The organism is Bifidobacterium parmae, assembly GCF_002860365.1.
In the GTDB taxonomy this organism is placed as follows: Bacteria; Actinomycetota; Actinomycetes; order Actinomycetales; family Bifidobacteriaceae; genus Bifidobacterium; species Bifidobacterium parmae.
The window spans coordinates 41,045-58,627 of sequence record NZ_NMWT01000022.1; the positions used below are offsets into that span (position 1 = coordinate 41,045).

9 protein-coding genes and 1 rRNA gene are annotated in these 17,583 nt (G+C 67.2%); 8 read left to right on the top strand and 2 right to left on the bottom strand.

All coding sequences use genetic code 11. From position 1 onward, the window contains the following. Positions 1–128: 128 nt before the first annotated feature. Positions 129–1,952 carry an AMP-dependent synthetase/ligase gene (locus Uis4E_RS07695; RefSeq protein WP_101622607.1) on the bottom strand — a complete coding sequence of 608 codons (1,824 nt, stop codon included), beginning with the start codon at positions 1,950–1,952 and terminating at the stop codon, positions 129–131. A 241-nt stretch (positions 1,953–2,193) separates the two neighbouring features. On the opposite strand from Uis4E_RS07695, the gene Uis4E_RS07700 reads away from it, so the two are divergent. Continuing rightward, positions 2,194–6,006 (top strand): thiol reductant ABC exporter subunit CydD/CydC, encoded by a 3,813-nt coding sequence (locus Uis4E_RS07700; protein ID WP_101622608.1) that lies wholly within the window; start codon positions 2,194–2,196, stop codon positions 6,004–6,006. Between the two features lie 84 nt (positions 6,007–6,090). On the opposite strand, the gene Uis4E_RS07705 is transcribed toward Uis4E_RS07700, so the two are convergent. Further along, a complete protein-coding gene (locus Uis4E_RS07705; protein WP_207764562.1) occupies positions 6,091–8,454 on the bottom strand; it encodes a sugar porter family MFS transporter in 2,364 nt (787 codons plus the stop codon). 322 nt (positions 8,455–8,776) lie between these two features. Between Uis4E_RS07705 and Uis4E_RS07710 the strand changes: the two genes are divergently transcribed. The 7 genes from Uis4E_RS07710 to Uis4E_RS07740 all read left to right on the top strand — a co-directional run. Next, a complete protein-coding gene (locus tag Uis4E_RS07710) occupies positions 8,777–10,120 on the top strand; it encodes an ABC transporter substrate-binding protein (protein ID WP_101622616.1) in 1,344 nt (447 codons plus the stop codon). Positions 10,121–10,342: 222 nt separating this feature from the next. Then, positions 10,343–11,248, top strand: a complete 906-nt coding sequence (locus Uis4E_RS07715; RefSeq protein WP_243394433.1) for a carbohydrate ABC transporter permease — start codon at positions 10,343–10,345, stop codon at positions 11,246–11,248. After that, complete coding sequence (locus Uis4E_RS07720) at positions 11,245–12,270, top strand: carbohydrate ABC transporter permease (RefSeq protein WP_101622610.1); 1,026 nt, start codon at positions 11,245–11,247, stop codon at positions 12,268–12,270. The genes Uis4E_RS07715 and Uis4E_RS07720 overlap by 4 nt, the downstream gene beginning before the upstream one ends. A 30-nt stretch (positions 12,271–12,300) precedes the next feature. After that, complete coding sequence (locus Uis4E_RS07725; RefSeq protein ID WP_101622611.1) at positions 12,301–14,445, top strand: beta-galactosidase; 2,145 nt, start codon at positions 12,301–12,303, stop codon at positions 14,443–14,445. Positions 14,446–14,507: 62 nt separating this feature from the next. After that, the gene (locus Uis4E_RS07730) at positions 14,508–15,569 is read left to right on the top strand and encodes a LacI family DNA-binding transcriptional regulator (RefSeq protein WP_101622612.1); all 1,062 of its coding nucleotides are present in this window, start codon (positions 14,508–14,510) and stop codon (positions 15,567–15,569) included. Positions 15,570–15,753: 184 nt separating this feature from the next. Further along, the gene (locus Uis4E_RS07735; RefSeq protein WP_133125430.1) at positions 15,754–16,686 is read left to right on the top strand and encodes an aldo/keto reductase; all 933 of its coding nucleotides are present in this window, start codon (positions 15,754–15,756) and stop codon (positions 16,684–16,686) included. A 558-nt stretch (positions 16,687–17,244) separates the two neighbouring features. After that, a 16S ribosomal RNA gene (locus Uis4E_RS07740) occupies positions 17,245–17,583 on the top strand; the annotation flags it as partial.

The following is a 17,583-nucleotide window of genomic DNA, read 5'->3' on the forward strand; positions in this document are numbered from 1 at the left end:
TGGCATGGAACCGACGCCAAGGGCTCTCTCAGTGGCGTTTCCGCGCCATGGGCCGGCCGGAACCGACGCTTATGGCACGGAACCGACGCCTACGGCACGGAAACGACGCGAGTGGCCGAGGCCGCACCTCAGCGCTTGCCGTTGTAGATCTCGTGGTCGATCACGTCGGCGAACACGCGGGTCACGGCCGGGCGCACCACCTTGAGCGACGGGGTCAGGCACTTGTTCTCCTGCGTGAGGCGCTCGTCGAGCACGACGAACTTGCGCACCGATTCGGCGCGGGAGACCGTCGCGTTCGCGCGATCCACGTACTCCTGGATCTCGTCGCGCACGGCCGCGTTCGTGGCGAGCCGGTCGACCGGCGTGTCCAGCGACAGTCCGTGCGCGGGCAGCCAGACGGCCAGCGCCTCCGGGTCGAGCGTGACGAGCGCGCCGATGAACGGACGCTGGTCGCCGACCACGACCGCATGCTCGACGATCGGGCACTTGGCGATCTCCTCCTCCAGCGGGATGGGGGAGACGTTCTTGCCGCCGGCCGTGATGATGATGTCCTTGATGCGGCCGGTGATCGTGATGCGGCCCTTGTCGTCGATCGACGCGAGGTCGCCGGTGCGAAGCCAGCCGTCCGCGGTGAACGCCTCGGCGGTCTTCTCCGGCAGGTTGTGGTAGCCGCGGAACACGTTCGGCCCTTTGACCTGCAGCTCGCCGTCCTCGGCGATGCGCACCGAGGAGCCGGGCGCGGGCTGGCCGACCGTGCCGATCACGTTGTCGTGCACGCGCGTGGCGGCGAACGGGGCGGCGGTCTCGGTCATGCCGTAGCCCTGGATCATCGGCAGGCCGATGCCGTTGTAGAAGTGCGCGAGGTCGAGCGACAGGGGCGCGCCGCCGCACGCCACGTACTTGATCTTCGGGCCCAACGCGCCGCGCACGGTGCGGTAGACGAGCGTCTCGTACTTCGCGTGTTCGGCGATCTCGGAGAGCGTATGCTTCTCGCCGGCCTGTTCTTTCCGGCTCCACACGCGCGCCGCCTCGGCCGCGCGCAGGAACAGGCGCCCCTTCCAGCCGGCGCCCGCCTTGTGCGAGGCCGCGTTGTACACCTTTTCGAACACGCGCGGCACGCCCAGCAGGTACGTGGGTTCGAACGAGCGCAGGTCGGGCAGCAGGGACTTCGTGTCCGGCAGGTAGCCGACCACGCCGTCGTCGGAGGCGATCGACGCGTACTGGATGAACCGTGCGAAGCAGTGGGCGAGCGGCAGGAACAGCAGCAGACGCGGATGGTCGTCGGTGATCATCTCGTGCAGCGCCTCGGAGGCGGCGATGGTGACGGACACGAAGTTGCGGTGCGTGAGCTCCACGCCCTTCGGCGTGCCCGTGGATCCGGACGTGTACACGATGGTCGCGAGGTCGTCGATGTGCACGGAGGCGATGCGCTCGTCCAGCTCCTCGTCGGACACGGTCACGCCGAGGCCTTCCAACGCTCCCAGCGCGTTGCCTTCGATCATGAGGATCTGCTTCAACGCCGGGCAGTGGTCCTTCACCGAGTCGAGCCGGTCGAAGCGCGTGCGGTCGTCGGCGACGGCGAGCCTCACGTCCGCGTCGTTCATGATGCGTTCGGCCTGCGAGGCGGAATCCGTGTCGTAGATCGGCACGCTGACCGCGCCGATCGCGGCGAGCGCGAAGTCGAGCACGCCCCATTCGAGGCGTGTGGAGGAGAAGATCGTCACCGCGTCGCCCTTGCCGATGCCGAGCGCGATGAGGCCGCGCGCGGCGGACAGGACCATGCGGTGGAATTCGCCGGTGGTCACGTTCGCCCAGCGGCCTGGTCCGAGCTTCTTCTCGGCGATGACCGTGTCCGCGCCGGTGCGGGCGAGACGGTCGGCGAGCAGCGAGTAGATGGTCTGGTCGTCGCGCAGTTCGACGGACGATCCGGGGGTGGTGTAGTGGTCAAGCATGATTGCGCGTTCCTTACCGTTCCTTGCGTTCTTCGGCGGCCGTGCGCCTCTCCCCGCGATCCGTATGTCGCGGTGTCGTGGCGCGGTTCCGGCCGATCATCGCCTAAGTTACGCGCGCGTAGGTCGGCGCGTGTTGTGCGCCATGCCACAACCGCGCCGTCGTCTTTTGTGGATTGCTGCAAACCCTTCCATTCCGCTGCGTTTTCCGTTACGGTGGCTTGAGATTCACGAAAGGGGATTCATGTTCGACAAACGATTGTTCCGGATGGCGCCCGGCATAGGCCGTCTGGTCGCCGGCAAGGTCGCCTGCATGTGGGTGGGGCTGCTCGCCAACATCGCGTTCGTGACGGCCGTCGTCGGTCTGCTCGCCCATCTGCTCCATGCCGCCACGCCGGGATTGATCGTCTGTAGCACCACGCCCTCCGGCTCCGCCTGTCCCGTGGATGAGCTGTCGATTTCCGGCGCCACCGTCACGCCGCTGCCGGGCGACGTCGTGTTCTGCACCGGCGTCATCGTCGCCGCAGCCCTCGTGCGCTATCTGACGACGGCCGCCGCCGCGCGTCTCGGCACCGAGGCGTCCGAACGCGTCAAACTCGCGTTGCGCGAGAGGCTCTACCGCAAGATGCTCGCGTTCGGCCCCTCCTACGCGCAGCGCGTGAAGACCGCCGACGTCGTCCAATCCGCCGGCGAGGGCATCGAACAGATCCAATCGTTCTTCGACCTGTTCCTGCCGCAGTTGTTCTACGCGGTCCTCGCGCCGATCACCCTGTTCTGCGTGGTCGCGCCGATGAACCTGCCGACCGCCGTCACGTTCCTCGTCTGCGCGCCGCTCATCATCGTCGTGGTCGGCATGGTCGCGATGAGCGCCGCCCGCACGTTCAAGAAATACTGGGGACGCTACACGGACATGGGCGCCGCGTTCCTCGACGACCTGCAGGGCCTTGAGACGCTGAAGGCGTTCGACGCCGACGGCCGCGCCGCCCGCGAACTCGACGGGAAGGCCGAGAACTTCCGCGTGATGACGATGCGCGTCCTGCAGATTCAATTGCGTTCCCTCACCGCGATGGACGCGGTCGCCTACGGCGGCACCGCGGCCGGCATCGGCGTCGCCCTGTGGCGTTTCTCCGTCGGCGCGCCGATGACGCTCGCCTCGCTGCTGCTCATCGTCCTGCTGTCCGCCGACTTCTTCATCCCGCTGCGCCAGCTCGGCTCGTTCTTCCACGTCGCGATGAACGGCATGACCTCCACGAAACGCATCTTCGCGCTCCTCGACGCGCCCGAACCCGCGCGCGGCGACGCCGACCTGCCCGAAACGCGCGACGCCGGTCTCGACGTCACGTTCGACCACGTCGCCTACGCGTACGGCGACGGTTCCGGCAGCGCGGCCGGCGCGGCTGGCGACGCCGACGCCGACGCCGCGCCCGCGCTCGCCGACGTCGCCTTCGACGTGCGTCCCGGCGAACTCACCGCCATCGTCGGCGTCTCCGGTTCCGGCAAGTCGACGGCCGCCGCGCTGCTCGCCGGCACGCTCGCCGGATACTCCGGCTCGCTGCGTCTCGCCGGCGCGGAGGTCGCGACGCTTTCCGGCGAGACGCTGTCGCGCGCCGTCACGGTGATCGGCGCGCGCAGCCACCTGTTCGCCGGCACGTTGCGCGAGAACCTCGCGATGGCATTGCCGAAACGGATCGACGACGACGCCGCGGCCGATACGGACGCGATGATGTGGGAGGCGCTGAAGCGCGCCCGCATCGACGATTTCGTGCGCGCGCAGGCCGACGGACTCGACATGACGATCGAACAGGACGCCGCCAACCTGTCCGGCGGGCAGCGCCAGCGCATCGCCATCGCCCGCGCCCTCCTGCACGACGCGCAGGTGGTCGTGTTCGACGAGGCGACCAGCAGCGTCGACGTGGAAAGCGAGACGCTCATCCTCGACGCGATCCGAGACCTCGCGCACAGGGACGGCAGGACGGTCGTCATGATCACGCACCGCATGGCCAACGCCGAACACGCCGACCATATCGTCGTCCTCGACCACGGCAGCAGCGTCGAGGACGGCACGCACGCCGAACTCATGGCCATCGACGGCGGCAAGTACGCGAAGCTTTTCCGCACCCAGGCCGACATCGAGCGCCTTGGTGGTGACTCGGAGGCAAACGAGGAGAACAAGCCCCCTCTGACGAGAGGGCTGTCCCGCAACGCGGGACTGGGGGAGAGCGCCGCTCCGGCCACGCCGGGCCAACCTGCCGACAAGCCGGCCCGACCCCTCTCCACGTTCCGGACCATCACACGGCTGCTGGGGGAGGCCCGGCCGCTCGCGCGGCTCATGGCCGCCGCGTCGCTCGCCGGCACCATCGGCCACCTCGCCGCCACGATGCTGCCCGTGTTCGCGATGGTCGGCGCGTTCGCGATCGCCGGCCATTCCGTGTGGAACATGGGCGTCGCGCCGGCCGTCGCCGCGATGATCGTGTGCGCGCTGCTGCGCGGCCTCATGCGCTACGTCGAACAGTATCTCAACCACAACGTCGCCTTCCGCCTGCTCGCCCTGTTCCGATCCAAGGCGTTCGCCGCGCTCCGCCGTCTCGCGCCCGCCAAGCTCGCCGGACACGGCAAGGGCGACCTCATCGCTCTGGTCACCACCGACGTCGAACTGCTGGAGATCTTCTTCGCGCACACCATCAGCCCCGTCGTCATCGCCGCGGCCACGACCGTCGTCTACACGGTCCTGCTGCTCACGCTCGACCCGTGGATGGCGCTCGCGCTCATCGTCGCGCATCTCGTCATCGGCGTGCTCGTGCCGCGCTTCTTCGCGACCGGCGTGCGGAACCTCGGCCCCACGATCCGCAGGCAGGCGTCGTCGCTCGACGACGTCATGCTCGACGACATGCGCGGCCTCGGCGAGATCATCCGCTTCGGCCGCGGCGAGGACCGCGTCGCCGTGATCGTGCGGCTCACGAAACGCCTGTGGACGGAACACGTGCGGCTGAGCCGCGTCAACGGCCGGTTCGCCGGCATCGCCGGCGTGCTCGTGCTCGCGCTCACCACGGCCGCCGCCGCGCTCGCCATCGCGCTCGCCGCCGCCGCGCCCCTGCATGGGCCGGCGCTGGTCGTCGCGTTCACGCTGATCGCCAGCTCGTTCGGCCCGACGATGGCGTTGAGCGCCCTGCCCGCGAACCTCACGCAGACGTTCGCCTCCGCCCGCCGCCTGTTCGCCCTGATGGACGAGACCCCGGCCGTCACCGAGACCGGCACCGCCGCTCCCCGCTACGAAGGCATGCGCCTCGACCACGTCACCTTCGCCTACCCCTCCTCCGTTTCGCGCCCCCTGCCTGAACCGGACGGTACCGCTTCTTCGCGCCCTCTGCTTGAGCCGGAGGCTTCTTCTTTGCTCCCCCTTGAGGGGGAGCTGTCCGCAACGCGGACTGAGGGGGTGTCCGCCGACTCCGCCCCCGTCCTCGCCGACTTCTCCCTCGACGTGCCGGCCACCGGCATCCTCGGCGTGCAGGGGCCGTCCGGGCGCGGCAAGTCCACGACGATCAAGCTCCTCATGCGCTACTGGGACCCGCAGGCCGGACGCGTGACCCTGTCCGGCACGCCGCTGCCCGACGTGGACGCGCATCACCGCCGCCGCGTGCAGGCGCTCATGGGGCAGGAGACGCACCTGTTCGACGGCACGATCCGCGACAACCTGCTGCTCGCCTTGCCGCAGGGGGAGCGCGGAGGCTGCTCCGCGACCGACGGGCTCCTGCGCGACGCCCTCGCCAAGGCCTCCGCGCTGGACCTCGTCGACTCGCTGCCCAGGGGACTCGACACCCCGGTGGGCGAGCTCGGCGACCGGCTGTCGGAGGGCGAACGCCAGCGCATCGGTCTGGCTCGCGTGTTCCTGCGCGACGCCGACCTTGTGCTGTACGACGAGCCGACGAGCCGTCTCGACGCGTTGAACGAGGCGGTCATTCTCCGGTCCATCCGCGACACGTCCGAGGGCCGCGCCGCCGTGCTGGTCTCGCACCGCGAATCGGCGATGCGCATCGCCGACCGCGTCGTGGCGTTCTGAGCGCGGTTCTCCGGACTGTCACGATGGCCCGGAAGCATGCGAAAGCCCCCGTCGAAGATCGGCGGGGGCTTTCGCATGCGCAGACTATCCCTTGATGAACGAGTCCAACGTGTCGAGGGCGTCGTCGATGGCCTTCGCCTCGCGCGCGTCCTCGGCGCGTTGGCGGGCCAGCGTATCCGCGTGCTCGCGGGCGGCGATCAGCGGGTCCGGCGCGCTGGCGGTCGGCGGGATGCGCCGCGGGTCGAGGCGCCGGGTCGCGTCCATGTCCGGCAGTTCGGCGTCGTCCAACGCGGTCGGGTCGATGTCGGTGTGGCGGGAGTCGGTCGCCGCCGTGGTCCTGCCCTTGTCCGCGACGTCGAGCATGTCGATGGCGTCGACGGCGGCCGTCGCGTCCGCGTCGAGGTCGCGCGCCGGCAGGTCCGGCTCGCGTTCCGGCTCATGTCCCGGCTGGCGTTCCGGCAGGTCGACGGTGATGTCGCGGGCGATGTCCGCGCCGTTCATCGGATTGGATTCGACGGTGATGCGCCGCACCTCGTCGTCGCCCAGTTCGGCCGCGGTGGCGGTGCCGGCCATGAGATCGGCGGCGATGCGGTGCGCGCGTTCCGTCGCGGCGACCGCATCCGGATGCGCGTCGGACCGGGCGAGTGGCACCGTGGTGGACATCAGCTTGTCGTCGCCGCCGTTCTCCGTGTCGAACTCGTGCGTGACGCGCGTGGTGAGATCGTCAGCCGTGGGGTGACGGTGCGTCGCCGACGCCGCGGCGCCGGCGTTCGGCGGCAGCGGCACGGACATGAGCGTGTGCGCGGCCCTGCGCGCCTCCTCGACGGCGCGTTCGGCGGACAGGCGCTCCGCCTTCGCGCGTTCCTTCGCCTGGATCTCGAAGATCTGCTTCTGGGCGGCGACGCGTGCGCGTTCCGCCGCCTCCATGATGCCCATCGCCTGCAGGCGCTCGTTCTCGGCGCTCACGATCGCCGCCTCCGCGTGGCGGATGTTCGCGTCCGCCGAGCTCAACGCGTATCGTGCGGCGGCGAGCGACGTGCGCGGCTGCCACAGATGCTCGATCTCCTCGAGCGTGCGTCCCATCGTCTCCGGCACGAGCGTGACGATGCCGAACATGCAGACGATGTCGAGCAGGCCGAAGATGAGGAAGGTGATGCCGCCGCCGAGGCTGTCGACCATCATCGGCGTGAACTGCGCGACCGCCCAGTTCACCGTCAGCAGGCACATGACGCACAGGCCGGTGGCGCGGCCGCGCAGGAACGTGGGGAACAGTTCGGGGATGACCACCCACGGGATCGGTCCCATCGAGAACGCGAACGAGGCGGCGAACAGCATGATGAACACGAGCGTGAGCAGCGGCATGCCGACGATGTACGATCCGGCGATGCACATGGCGAACACGGTCATCAGTCCCGATCCCACGGCCATGAGGCGTTTGCGGCCGATCGTGTCGATCAGGTACATGCCGATCACGGTGAACACGAGCTCGAATCCGCCCACGCATGCGGAGGCGAGGAATTCGGTGTCGCCGCCGAAGCCGAGACGGGAGAACATGACCGGACCGTAGTAGGAGATCGCGTTGATGCCGACCGCCTGGTTGAACACGGCGAGGAAGATGCCGATGAACAACGCCTTGCCGAGACCGGGGCGGAACAGGTCGGTGAACTCGCTCGACATCTCCCGTTCCAGTTGGATGGACGCCTGGATGTCGTCGGTGCGGATGCGGGCGTCCTCGGTGCCGAGGATGTGCTCGAGCACCCGGAACCCCTCGTCGGCGCGGTCGTGCTGGATGAGGTAGCGGGGGCTTTCGGGCGCGCGCCACATGGCGAGCAGGAAGGCGAGCGCCGGGATCGCGCCGAGTCCGAGCATCCAGCGCCAGCCGGTCGACAGGTCCCATGCGGGCGTGCCGTAGGAGGCGATGATGTAGTTGATGACGTTCGTCAGGAAGATGCCGCACACGGCGAGCATCTGATAGGAGAACGTGAGCGTGCCGCGGATGTTGGTCGGCGCGGATTCGGTGATGTACGTGACGGCCAGCGCGGCGGTCAGGCCGATGCCGAATCCGCCGACGACGCGTGCGGCGATCAGGTCGTAGGGGCCGAACGTGATCGCGCTCCACACGGCGGAGATGCAGAAGAAGCATCCGCCGGCGATGAGCACGCGGCGGCGGCCGAACCGGTCGGAGAGGAAGCCCGCCCAGGCGGCGCCGATGATCGCGCCCAGCATGATCGAGGAGATGACGAGGCCCTCCATCACGGTGTCGAGCCGGTAGCGGGTGCGCAGGAACTCGATGGCGCCGGAGATGGAGACGGTGTCGTACCCGTACAGCAGGCCCGCGAGGCCGGCGCTCAACGCCAGACCGAAGGTGTACCGTCCCGAGCCGTGCAGCCGTACGGCCGTTCCCAAGGGGTTCCGCTGTTTCGAGACAGCATGAAACAGACCCGCCATGCGCCTTCCTCTCAATGCATCGATGGGGGATTACATACCGATAGTAGCCGGGGGTGCCGTTTTCGTCATGGTGCATTCCACGCGCCGGTGACGAATTCGGCCGTGGTGTCAGCCGGAGGGCTGCGGGGAGGTCGCCGAGGGAGCCTGCGGGACGCGTGGCGTGGCGCCGGGCGGGCGGATGGGCTTGGGGCGACACGCCGGACCCCCACAAAGGTACACAGGTGTATCATAATACCTGTTGGTACACGGGTGTACCGCTTGGAGGCACTCGTCAGGAGCGTCGCGGAGGAAGGTCTCCGCGACGAGGATAAGGAGAATGAACATGCGCAACGTCAAGAAGGTCATCGCGGCCGCCGCGGCCGTGGCCACCCTCGTCGGACTCGCCGCCTGCGGTGGCGGCTCCGACTCCGGACAGGGCGACGCCGACAACGCCGAACTCGTGTTCTGGGGCTGGGACTCCGGCAACTCGATGAAGGAGATCATCTCCGGATTCGAGAAGGCCAACCCCGGCATCACCGTCAAGTTCAACAACACCGGCACCGCCGAGAAGACCTCCACCGCGCTCTCCAACGCCATCGCCGCCGGCAACGGCGCGCCCGACGTCGTCATGCTCGAGGATCCGACCGTCACCCAGTTCGCCGTGACCGACGGCCTCGTCGACCTGAGCCAGTTCGGCGCCGACAAGCTCGAATCCGACTTCGCCGCCGGCCCGTGGAACAAGCTCCAGTACAACGGCAAGCCGTACGCGCTGCCCATCGACTCCGGCCCGGAGATGTTCTTCTACAACAAGGCCGTGTTCGACAAGGCCGGCGTCGACGGCGAATCCATCACGACGTGGGACGACTACTACGAGGCCGCCAAGAAGATCCGCGCCACCGGCTCCTACATCACGAACCTCGCCGGCACCTCCGGCGACTACCAGCCGTTCACCGCGCAGGTCTGGCAGGCCGGCGCCAAGCCGTGGAAGGTCGACGGCGAGAACATCACCATCAACATGACCAAGGACGAGGGCATGCAGCGCTACATCACGTTCGTCCAGAAGCTCATCGACGAGGACCTCGTCGACACGAAGACCCCGAACTGGTCCGACGACTGGAACCGCGAGCTCAACGACGGCACCCTCGCCTCGCTCACCATCGGCGCGTGGATGCCGATCAACCTGATGACCGGCGCCCCCGACCAGGCCGGCAACTGGCGCGTCGCCCAGCTGCCGCAGTGGGAGGAGGGCCAGAAGGTCTCCGCCGAGGACGGCGGCTCCGCCCTGTCCGTCGTGAAGCTCTCCAAGAACCAGGCCGCCGCCTACAAGTTCGTCGAATACATGACCCATGGCGACGGCGCGCAGAAGATGGCCGACACCGGCACCTTCCCGTCCCTCAAGAAGATCCTCACCTCCGACTCGTTCACCGACCCGACCACCGAGGCCAACAAGAAGACCAACGACTACTTCGGCGGCCAGAACGTGAACAAGATCCTCGCCGAGGCCGCCCAGCGCCCGACCGAGAAGTTCCAGTACCTGCCGTACAACCCGTTCGCCCAGTCCGCCTACGGCGACGAGGTCTCCAAGGCGTACACCAAGGAGATCACCCTCGAACAGGCGCTGAAGAACTACGGCGACAAGCTCGCCAAGCAGGGCGAGGACCAGGGCTACACCGTCACCGTCAAGTGACGGCCGTCCACCCGGCCTAAGACCTCGCGGCACCGCCGTCGGGCGCCTCCTCCTTCCGCCCGACGGCCTTTCTTCCCGGTCGCCGCGACGCCCTCACGCATGGGGCGGGGATTCCGTCATCCCCGCCCCATGCCATGCCCATCGATCAGACGATTCCCCTCTCGCAAAGGACCACCAATGTCCGCACAGACATCCGAACAGACGACGGGCCTCCTGCCCGACATGGCCTCGCGCCACACGGCGCGGGCCCGCATCAACAAGCACAAGGCCGACTGGCGCGGCTGGAAGTTCATGTGGCCGTTCGCCGTCGTCTTCGTCTTCGTGTTCATCATCCCGATCGCGTACGCCGTCTACATCTCGTTCTTCAAGAACCAGATGATCGGCGGCACCAGGTTCGTCGCGTTCGAGAACTACACGCGACTGCTCGCCGACCGGCAATTCTGGTCGTCCGTCGGCCGCGTCACCGTCTTCACCGTCTTCCAGGTGCCGATCATGCTGTTCCTCGCGGCCGCCATGGCGCTCGCCCTCGACTCGATGAAGCTGCACGGCACCAAGTTCTTCCGCATCTCCACGTTCCTGCCCTACGCGGTGCCCGCCGTCGTCTCCACGATGATCTGGGGCTTCGTCTACGGCGCCAAGTACGGCCTCGTCGGCTCCCTCAACGACCTGCTCGGAACGAACATCGACGTGCTCAAACCAGACGTGCTGCTCGCCTCCATCGCGAACATCAACACGTGGGAATACGCGGGCTACAACATGCTGATCTTCTACTCGTCGCTCTCCACGATCCCGCACAGCCTCTACGAGGCCGCATCGATCGACGGCGCCTCCGAATGGCAGATCGTCAAGAAGATCAAACTGCCCGAACTCAAAGGCAGCCTCGCGATCACCGTGATCTTCTCGATCATCGGCTCGTTCCAGCTGTTCAACGAACCCTCGATCCTCCAGAACATGGTGCCCGGCAACGCGATCACCACGTACTACACGCCGAACATGTACGCCTACAACCTGAGCTTCAGCGGCAACCAAGCCAACTACGCGGCCGCATTGGCGATCGTCATGGCCGTCATCACCATGGCCATCGCGTACATCGTCCAGCTCAAGAGCATGAAGGAGCAGATGAAGTGAGCACCGCAACCGCAACCGCGACCGGCGACGCCGGAACCATCAGAACGTTGACCCCCGCCGAGCTCAAAGCCCAGGAGAAGGCCGCGAAGGCCGCCGAGAAGGCGCGCCAGAAGCGCATCGCACGCGACGAGGCGGCGGAACGCAGACGCGCCGCCAAGACCGGATTCTCCAACCCGGCGAACCCCACCCGTTCGATCGGCCTCACCATCGTGTGCGCGATCTTCGCCGTCTACTGCCTGTTCCCGTTCGTGTACCTGATGATCAACGCCACCAAGACCCAATCCGACTTCACGTCCACGTTCGGTCTCGGCTTCGGCCACACGTTCGCCCTCTGGGACAACATCGTCACCGTGTTCACCTATCAGGACGGCATCTTCGGCCGCTGGTTCGTCAACACGATCCTCTACGTGGTCGTCGGCGCTGGCGGCGCCACCCTGCTCGCCATCATGGGCGGCTACGCGCTCGCCAAGTTCCGCTTCCCCGGGCGCCGACTGTGCTTCGCGATCATCATCGGCGCCATCTCCGTGCCCGGCATCGCGCTGGCGGTCCCGCAGTTCCTCCTGTTCGCCAAGCTCGGGCTCACGAACACCCCATGGTCGATGATCATCCCGTCGCTCGTCTCCACGTTCGGCCTGTACCTCATGTGGATCTTCTCCGACCAGGCCGTGCCGGACGAACTGCTCGAAGCGGCCCGCGTCGACGGCGCCGGCGAGTTCCGCACGTTCTTCCAGATCTCACTGCCGCTGCTCGCGCCCGGCATCGTCACCACCGCCCTGTTCGCCATCGTCGCCACATGGAACAACTACTTCCTGCCGTTGATCATGCTCAAGGACTCCCAGTGGTATCCGTTGACCATCGGCCTCAACCAGTGGAAGGACCAGGCGAGCACGGCGGGCGGCCAGGCGATCCAGAACCTCGTGATCACCGGCTCGCTCATCACCATCATCCCGCTCGTCATCTCCTTCCTCTGCCTGCAGAAGTACTGGCAGTCCGGCCTCGCCGCCGGCGCCGTCAAGGAGTAAACACCAGTAAATATCCCAAAAGGATCCATCATGACTACTCGTAGAGCGTTCAGGTGGCCGGCTCTGCTCACGCCGGACGGGCGCGGCATCGCGTTCGGCGGCGACTACAACCCCGACCAGTGGCCGGACGAGACCATCGACGACGACATCCGGCTCATGCGCGAGGCGCACGTCAACACGGTGGCCCTCGCCATCTTCAGCTGGGACCGGATCGAGCCGCGCGAAGGCGAATTCACCTTCGACTGGCTGGACTCCGTCATCGACCGGCTCGGCAAGGCCGGCATCGCCGTCGACCTCGCCTCCGCCACGGCGACCGCGCCGCTGTGGCTGTACGAGAAGCATCCGGAGGTCCTGCCCGTCGACCGGTACGGCCACGTCGTCAACGCCGGGTCCCGCCAGTCCTGGCGGCCCACCAGCCCCGTGTTCAAGGAGTACGCGCTGCGCCTGTGCCGCATGCTCGCCGAACACTACAAGGACAACCCGTATGTCACCGCATGGCATATGGGCAACGAGTACGGCTGGAACAACCGCCACGACTATTCGGACGACGCGCTTCACGCGTTCCGCGCATGGTGCGAGGCGAAGTACCGTACCGTCGACGCGTTGAACGAGGCGTGGGGCACCGCCTTCTGGTCGCAGCATGTCAACGCGTTCGACGAGGTGCTGCTGCCGCGCCATATGGGCGGCGACAGCATGGTCAACCCGCCGCAGCAGCTCGACTACGAACGGTTCGGCAACGACATGCTCCTCGACTTCTACAAGGCGGAACGCGACGCGATCGAGGCGATCTGTCCCGGCAAGCCGTTCACCACGAACTTCATGGTCTCCACCGACCAGTGCTGCATGGACTACGCGCAGTGGGCGGACGAGGTCGACTTCGTCTCCAACGACCACTACTTCCACGAGGGCGAATCCCATCTCGATGAACTCGCCTGCTCGGACGCGCTCATGGACTCCCTCGCCCTCGGCAAACCTTGGTATGTGATGGAGCACGGCACGTCCGCCGTCCAATGGAAGCAGCTCAACACGCGCAAGCGTCACGGCGAGCTCATGCGCGACTCGCTCGCCCACGTTGCGATGGGCGCCGACGCGATCAACTTCTTCCAATGGCGGCAGTCGCGTTCCGGCGCCGAGGCGTTCCACTCCGCGATGGTGCCGCACGCCGGCGAGGACTCCAAGATCTTCCGCGGCGTCGTCGAACTCGGCAGGACGCTTGCCGCGCTCTCCGATGCGGGATTGCAGGGCACGGAGCTGAAGCGTTCCGGCACGGCGATCCTGTTCAGCGCGACAAGCGAATGGGCGACGCGCAGCGAGACCCTGCCGAGCATGAAGCTCGGCCATTGGCATGACGTGCGCGACTGGTATCGCGCCTTCCTCGACGCGGGGAGCCGCGCCGACATCGTCCCGCTCGCCTACGACTGGAGCTGCTACCGGACCATCGTCCTGCCGAGCGTGCTCGTCCTGTCCGACGCCGACGTGCGACGCATCGCCGATTTCGCCGAAGCGGGCGGCACCGTCGTCGTCGACTACGCGACCGGCATCATCGACGAACACTTCCACGCCGGTCTCGGAGGCTACCCGGGCGCCGGCAAAGGGCTCCTGCGCGACGTGCTCGGCGTGCGCGGCGAGGAGTTCAACATCCTCGGTCCCGAAGCCGAAGGAGAACCCGACGCGATTGCGCTGTCGAACGGACTGACGACCCGACTGTGGCAGACCGACGTCACCTCCGTCGCCCCAGACGCGACCGTCATCGCCACGTATGCGGGCGAGGCGGCCGCCGATTGGGAGCTCGACGGCACGCCCGCCGTCACCAGCCATCCCTATGGCGAGGGTCGGGGCATCTACGTCGGCTGCGACCTCGACCGCCACGACATCGCCGCCCTCATCCCCTCGCTGGGACTTGGCGACGTCACGGATTCCCGCATCATCCACACCATCCGCGAATCCGCGGACGGTGCCATCCGCTTCGACTTCTACCTCAACCGCACGCGCGGCGACGTCACGCTGGAAGGCGTTCCCGGCGAACCGGTCGTCGCGCACCGCACGGAAGCCGGAACGGCGGACCGTGCGGATCGTGCGGATGCCGCGGACGCAACGATCGACGCGGGCGGAACCGCCGCGTACACGCTGCGGCGCAACGCCATCCTCATCACGACGACCGTGCGCCGCGTGTAGTCCACGCCGGCCGCGGGCGGGTAGAATGGCGACGGTCGGAGCAATGGAAGCGAGGTGCGGAGATGAGCGGGACGAAACCGGCGAAAAGACGCGTCACCCTGCGCGACGTGGCGCAGGAGGCCGGCGTCTCGCTCAAGACCGCCTCGAACGTGATCAACGGCAACGGGCGCATGAGCGAGGCCACGCGCGAACGCGTCGAAACGGTCATCAAGGATCTCGGCTACCGCGTCAACGTGGCCGCACGCAACCTGAACCGCGACCACACCGGATTCATCACGCTCGCCGTGCCGTCGCTCACCCCGCCGTACCTCGCCGAACTCGCCAACCGCGTGATCGACGCGGCGCGGCAGCACGACTATTCCGTGTACGTCACCACGTACGCGGAAGGCTCGGCGAAGGGCGCGCGCGACCTGCTGGAGAAGTTCAACACCACCGTCTCCGACGGCATGATCCTGTCGATGAGCGAGGTGGAGACCATCACGCCCGACGATCTCAAGGTCGATTTCCCGCTCGTCGTGGTCGGCGCGCGCACCACGTGGGGCGTCGCCGACCATGTGACCCCGGACGACGTGCATGCGGCCGCCCGCGCCGCCGGATACCTGTACGACCACGGCTCCACGCGTCTCGCCGTGGTCGGCGCGCGCGGCGTCTACGACGAGGCGGCGCTGCTGGGGGCGACCGAAGGCAATGCGCAGCTGCGACTGCGCGGCATCATCGAGGAGAGCCGTCGCCGCGGCATCACGGTGGACGCGCGGCTCGTCGGCGACATGGCCGCGGACGTGGACTGGACGATCGGCGCTGGAGCGCGCGCCACGCAGCGTCTCATCGATTCCGGTGTGCCGTTCGACGGCGTCGTCGCGTTGAACGACCAGTTGGCGATCGGCGCGATGACCGCGCTGCGCACCAGCGGCATCGACGTGCCGGCCCAAGTGCAGGTGATCGGCTTCGACGATATCGAGGAGGCGCCGTACCTGCAGATCCCGCTCACCACCATGTCGTCGCGTCTCGAATGGACGGCGCCCGTCGCGGTCGAGAGGATCCTCGGGCGCATCCGCGGCGACATCACGAAACCGGAGCTGCTCACCTGCGAGTCGGAGGTCATCGCACGCGAATCCACGCGGTGATGCGCGGTGTCGCGGCGAGCGGTGGATCGCTGTGATCCGTGGATTGCGGTGGCCGCCGGCGATACAATCGTGGGTGGAATCCGCCGTTCGACCCGGATGGCGATACCCGGATGGCGACGTGCCGGACCTGATGCGTCGGATGCGATGCGCGTCGCCGTCCGATGCCGGTAAGGAGGCATGACGTATGGTCGGTGATGTGCATGCGGATGATGCGCGGGACGATCGGAACACGCGTCGCGGCGAGACGCCGCCGCACGGAACGACGCCGCAAGAGGTGACGCTGCCGGACGGGAGCGTGATGCCGCGGCTCGGCATGGGAACCTGGTATCTGGGCGAGGGGCGCCGGCCGTTCGACGACGAGGCAGCGGCGTTGCGCGCCGGACTGGATGCGGGCGTGCGCCTGATCGACACGGCGGAGATGTACGCGGACGGAGGCGCCGAACGGCTCGTCGGCGCGGCGATCGACGGGTATGATCGCGGATCGCTGTACCTCGTCTCGAAGGTGTATCCGCACAACGCCGGACGCCGTCACCTGCGCCGCAGTCTGGAGGCGTCGCTGCGTCGTCTCGGTACCGATTACCTTGACATGTACCTGCTGCATTGGCGTGGCAGCGTGCCGTTGCGCGAGACCGTCGACTGCATGGAACGGGCGGTCGATGACGGTCTGATCCGTCGGTGGGGCGTTTCGAACCTCGACCTGCACGACATGCGCGAGCTGATGGACGTGTCCCGCGGATCGCATTGCTGCGTCGATCAGGTGCTCTACCACTTGGGGTCGCGCGGCATCGAAGTCGATCTGCTGCCGTGGCTGCGCGGGCGGCATATCCCCGTGATGGCGTACTGTCCGCTCGCCCAGGCCGGGCGCCTGCGTGACGGGCTGCTCGGCAGCGCGGCGGTGCACGAGGTCGCGGCCGCACACGGATTCACGCCGATGCAGGTGCTGCTCGCGTTCGTGCTCCACCAGCCCGACATGATCGCCATCCCGCGTTCCGGCGTGCCCGAACACGTACTCGCCAACGCCGCCGTACTCGACTCCCCGCTCTCGGACGCCGAGTATGAGCTGTTGTCCCAAGCGTTCCCCGCCCCCGACCACCCCGTCCCCCTCGACATGGAGTGACCCGCTCCTCCCGACACGGAGTGACCCGCTCCTCCCGCTGGCGGGAGGTGGCGCGCGCAGCGCGTCGGAGGGTGGCTGGTCGGTCTGTGGGTGGTGTGTGTTTCCTCCCGCTGGCGGGAGGTGGCGCGCGGAGCGCGTCGGTGGGTGGTCCGGGTGGTGTGGTTTGGGTGTGTGTTTCGGTGGTGTTGCGACACGCCGTGGGAGTGTTGTGTTTCCGGGGGTTTTGGGGTGTTGTTGTGGGGTGGGTTTGCGTGGTTGGTTGGGTTGGTGTAGGTTATTCACCTGTTGCCGCTCAGCGCGGCGGGCTGATTCCCCTTCTTCTGGTTGGTTCGGTTTGCCCGTTGACGTGGTGGTGGTTTGAGAACTCAAGAGTGTGTTGTACTACTTACTTCTTTATAGTCAATGATTGCCAGTCCGATTCTCGCTTCGGGGTTTTCCTGGAGTCGCCGAGGGGCGTTGAAGAGGGTCGGGGTTTTTGTGCGAACCTCTTTCCTTATTAGAGGTTCCGTCAATTGTTTTTAATGAGAGTCATCTGTCGATGTCTTTCTGCAATGTTTTTTTGTGGAGGGTTCGATTCTGGCTCAGGATGAACGCTGGCGGCGTGCTTAACACATGCAAGTCGAACGGGATCCTGCCAGCTTGCTGGTGGGTGAGAGTGGCGAACGGGTGAGTAATGCGTGACCGACCTGCCCCGTACTCCGGAATAGCTCCTGGAAACGGGTGGTAATGCCGGATGTTCCAGTTGATCGCATGGTTTTCTGGGAAAGGGTCTTACCGGTACGGGATGGGGTCGCGTCCTATCAGCTTGACGGTGCGGTGACGGCGCACCGTGGCTTCGACGGGTAGCCGGCCTGAGAGGGCGACCGGCCACATTGGGACTGAGATACGGCCCAGACT

Excerpts from the sequence above, each read along its gene's own strand:
- Uis4E_RS07695 (WP_101622607.1), bottom strand. The coding sequence starts at position 1,952 with ATGCTTGACCACTACACCACCCCCGGATCGTCCGTCGAACTGCGCGAC.
- Uis4E_RS07700 (WP_101622608.1), top strand. The coding sequence starts at position 2,194 with ATGTTCGACAAACGATTGTTCCGGATGGCGCCCGGCATAGGCCGTCTG.
- Uis4E_RS07705 (WP_207764562.1), bottom strand. The coding sequence starts at position 8,454 with ATGGCGGGTCTGTTTCATGCTGTCTCGAAACAGCGGAACCCCTTGGGA.
- Uis4E_RS07710 (WP_101622616.1), top strand. The coding sequence starts at position 8,777 with ATGCGCAACGTCAAGAAGGTCATCGCGGCCGCCGCGGCCGTGGCCACC.
- Uis4E_RS07715 (WP_243394433.1), top strand. The coding sequence starts at position 10,343 with ATGGCCTCGCGCCACACGGCGCGGGCCCGCATCAACAAGCACAAGGCC.
- Uis4E_RS07725 (WP_101622611.1), top strand. The coding sequence starts at position 12,301 with ATGACTACTCGTAGAGCGTTCAGGTGGCCGGCTCTGCTCACGCCGGAC.
- Uis4E_RS07730 (WP_101622612.1), top strand. The coding sequence starts at position 14,508 with ATGAGCGGGACGAAACCGGCGAAAAGACGCGTCACCCTGCGCGACGTG.
- Uis4E_RS07735 (WP_133125430.1), top strand. The coding sequence starts at position 15,754 with ATGGTCGGTGATGTGCATGCGGATGATGCGCGGGACGATCGGAACACG.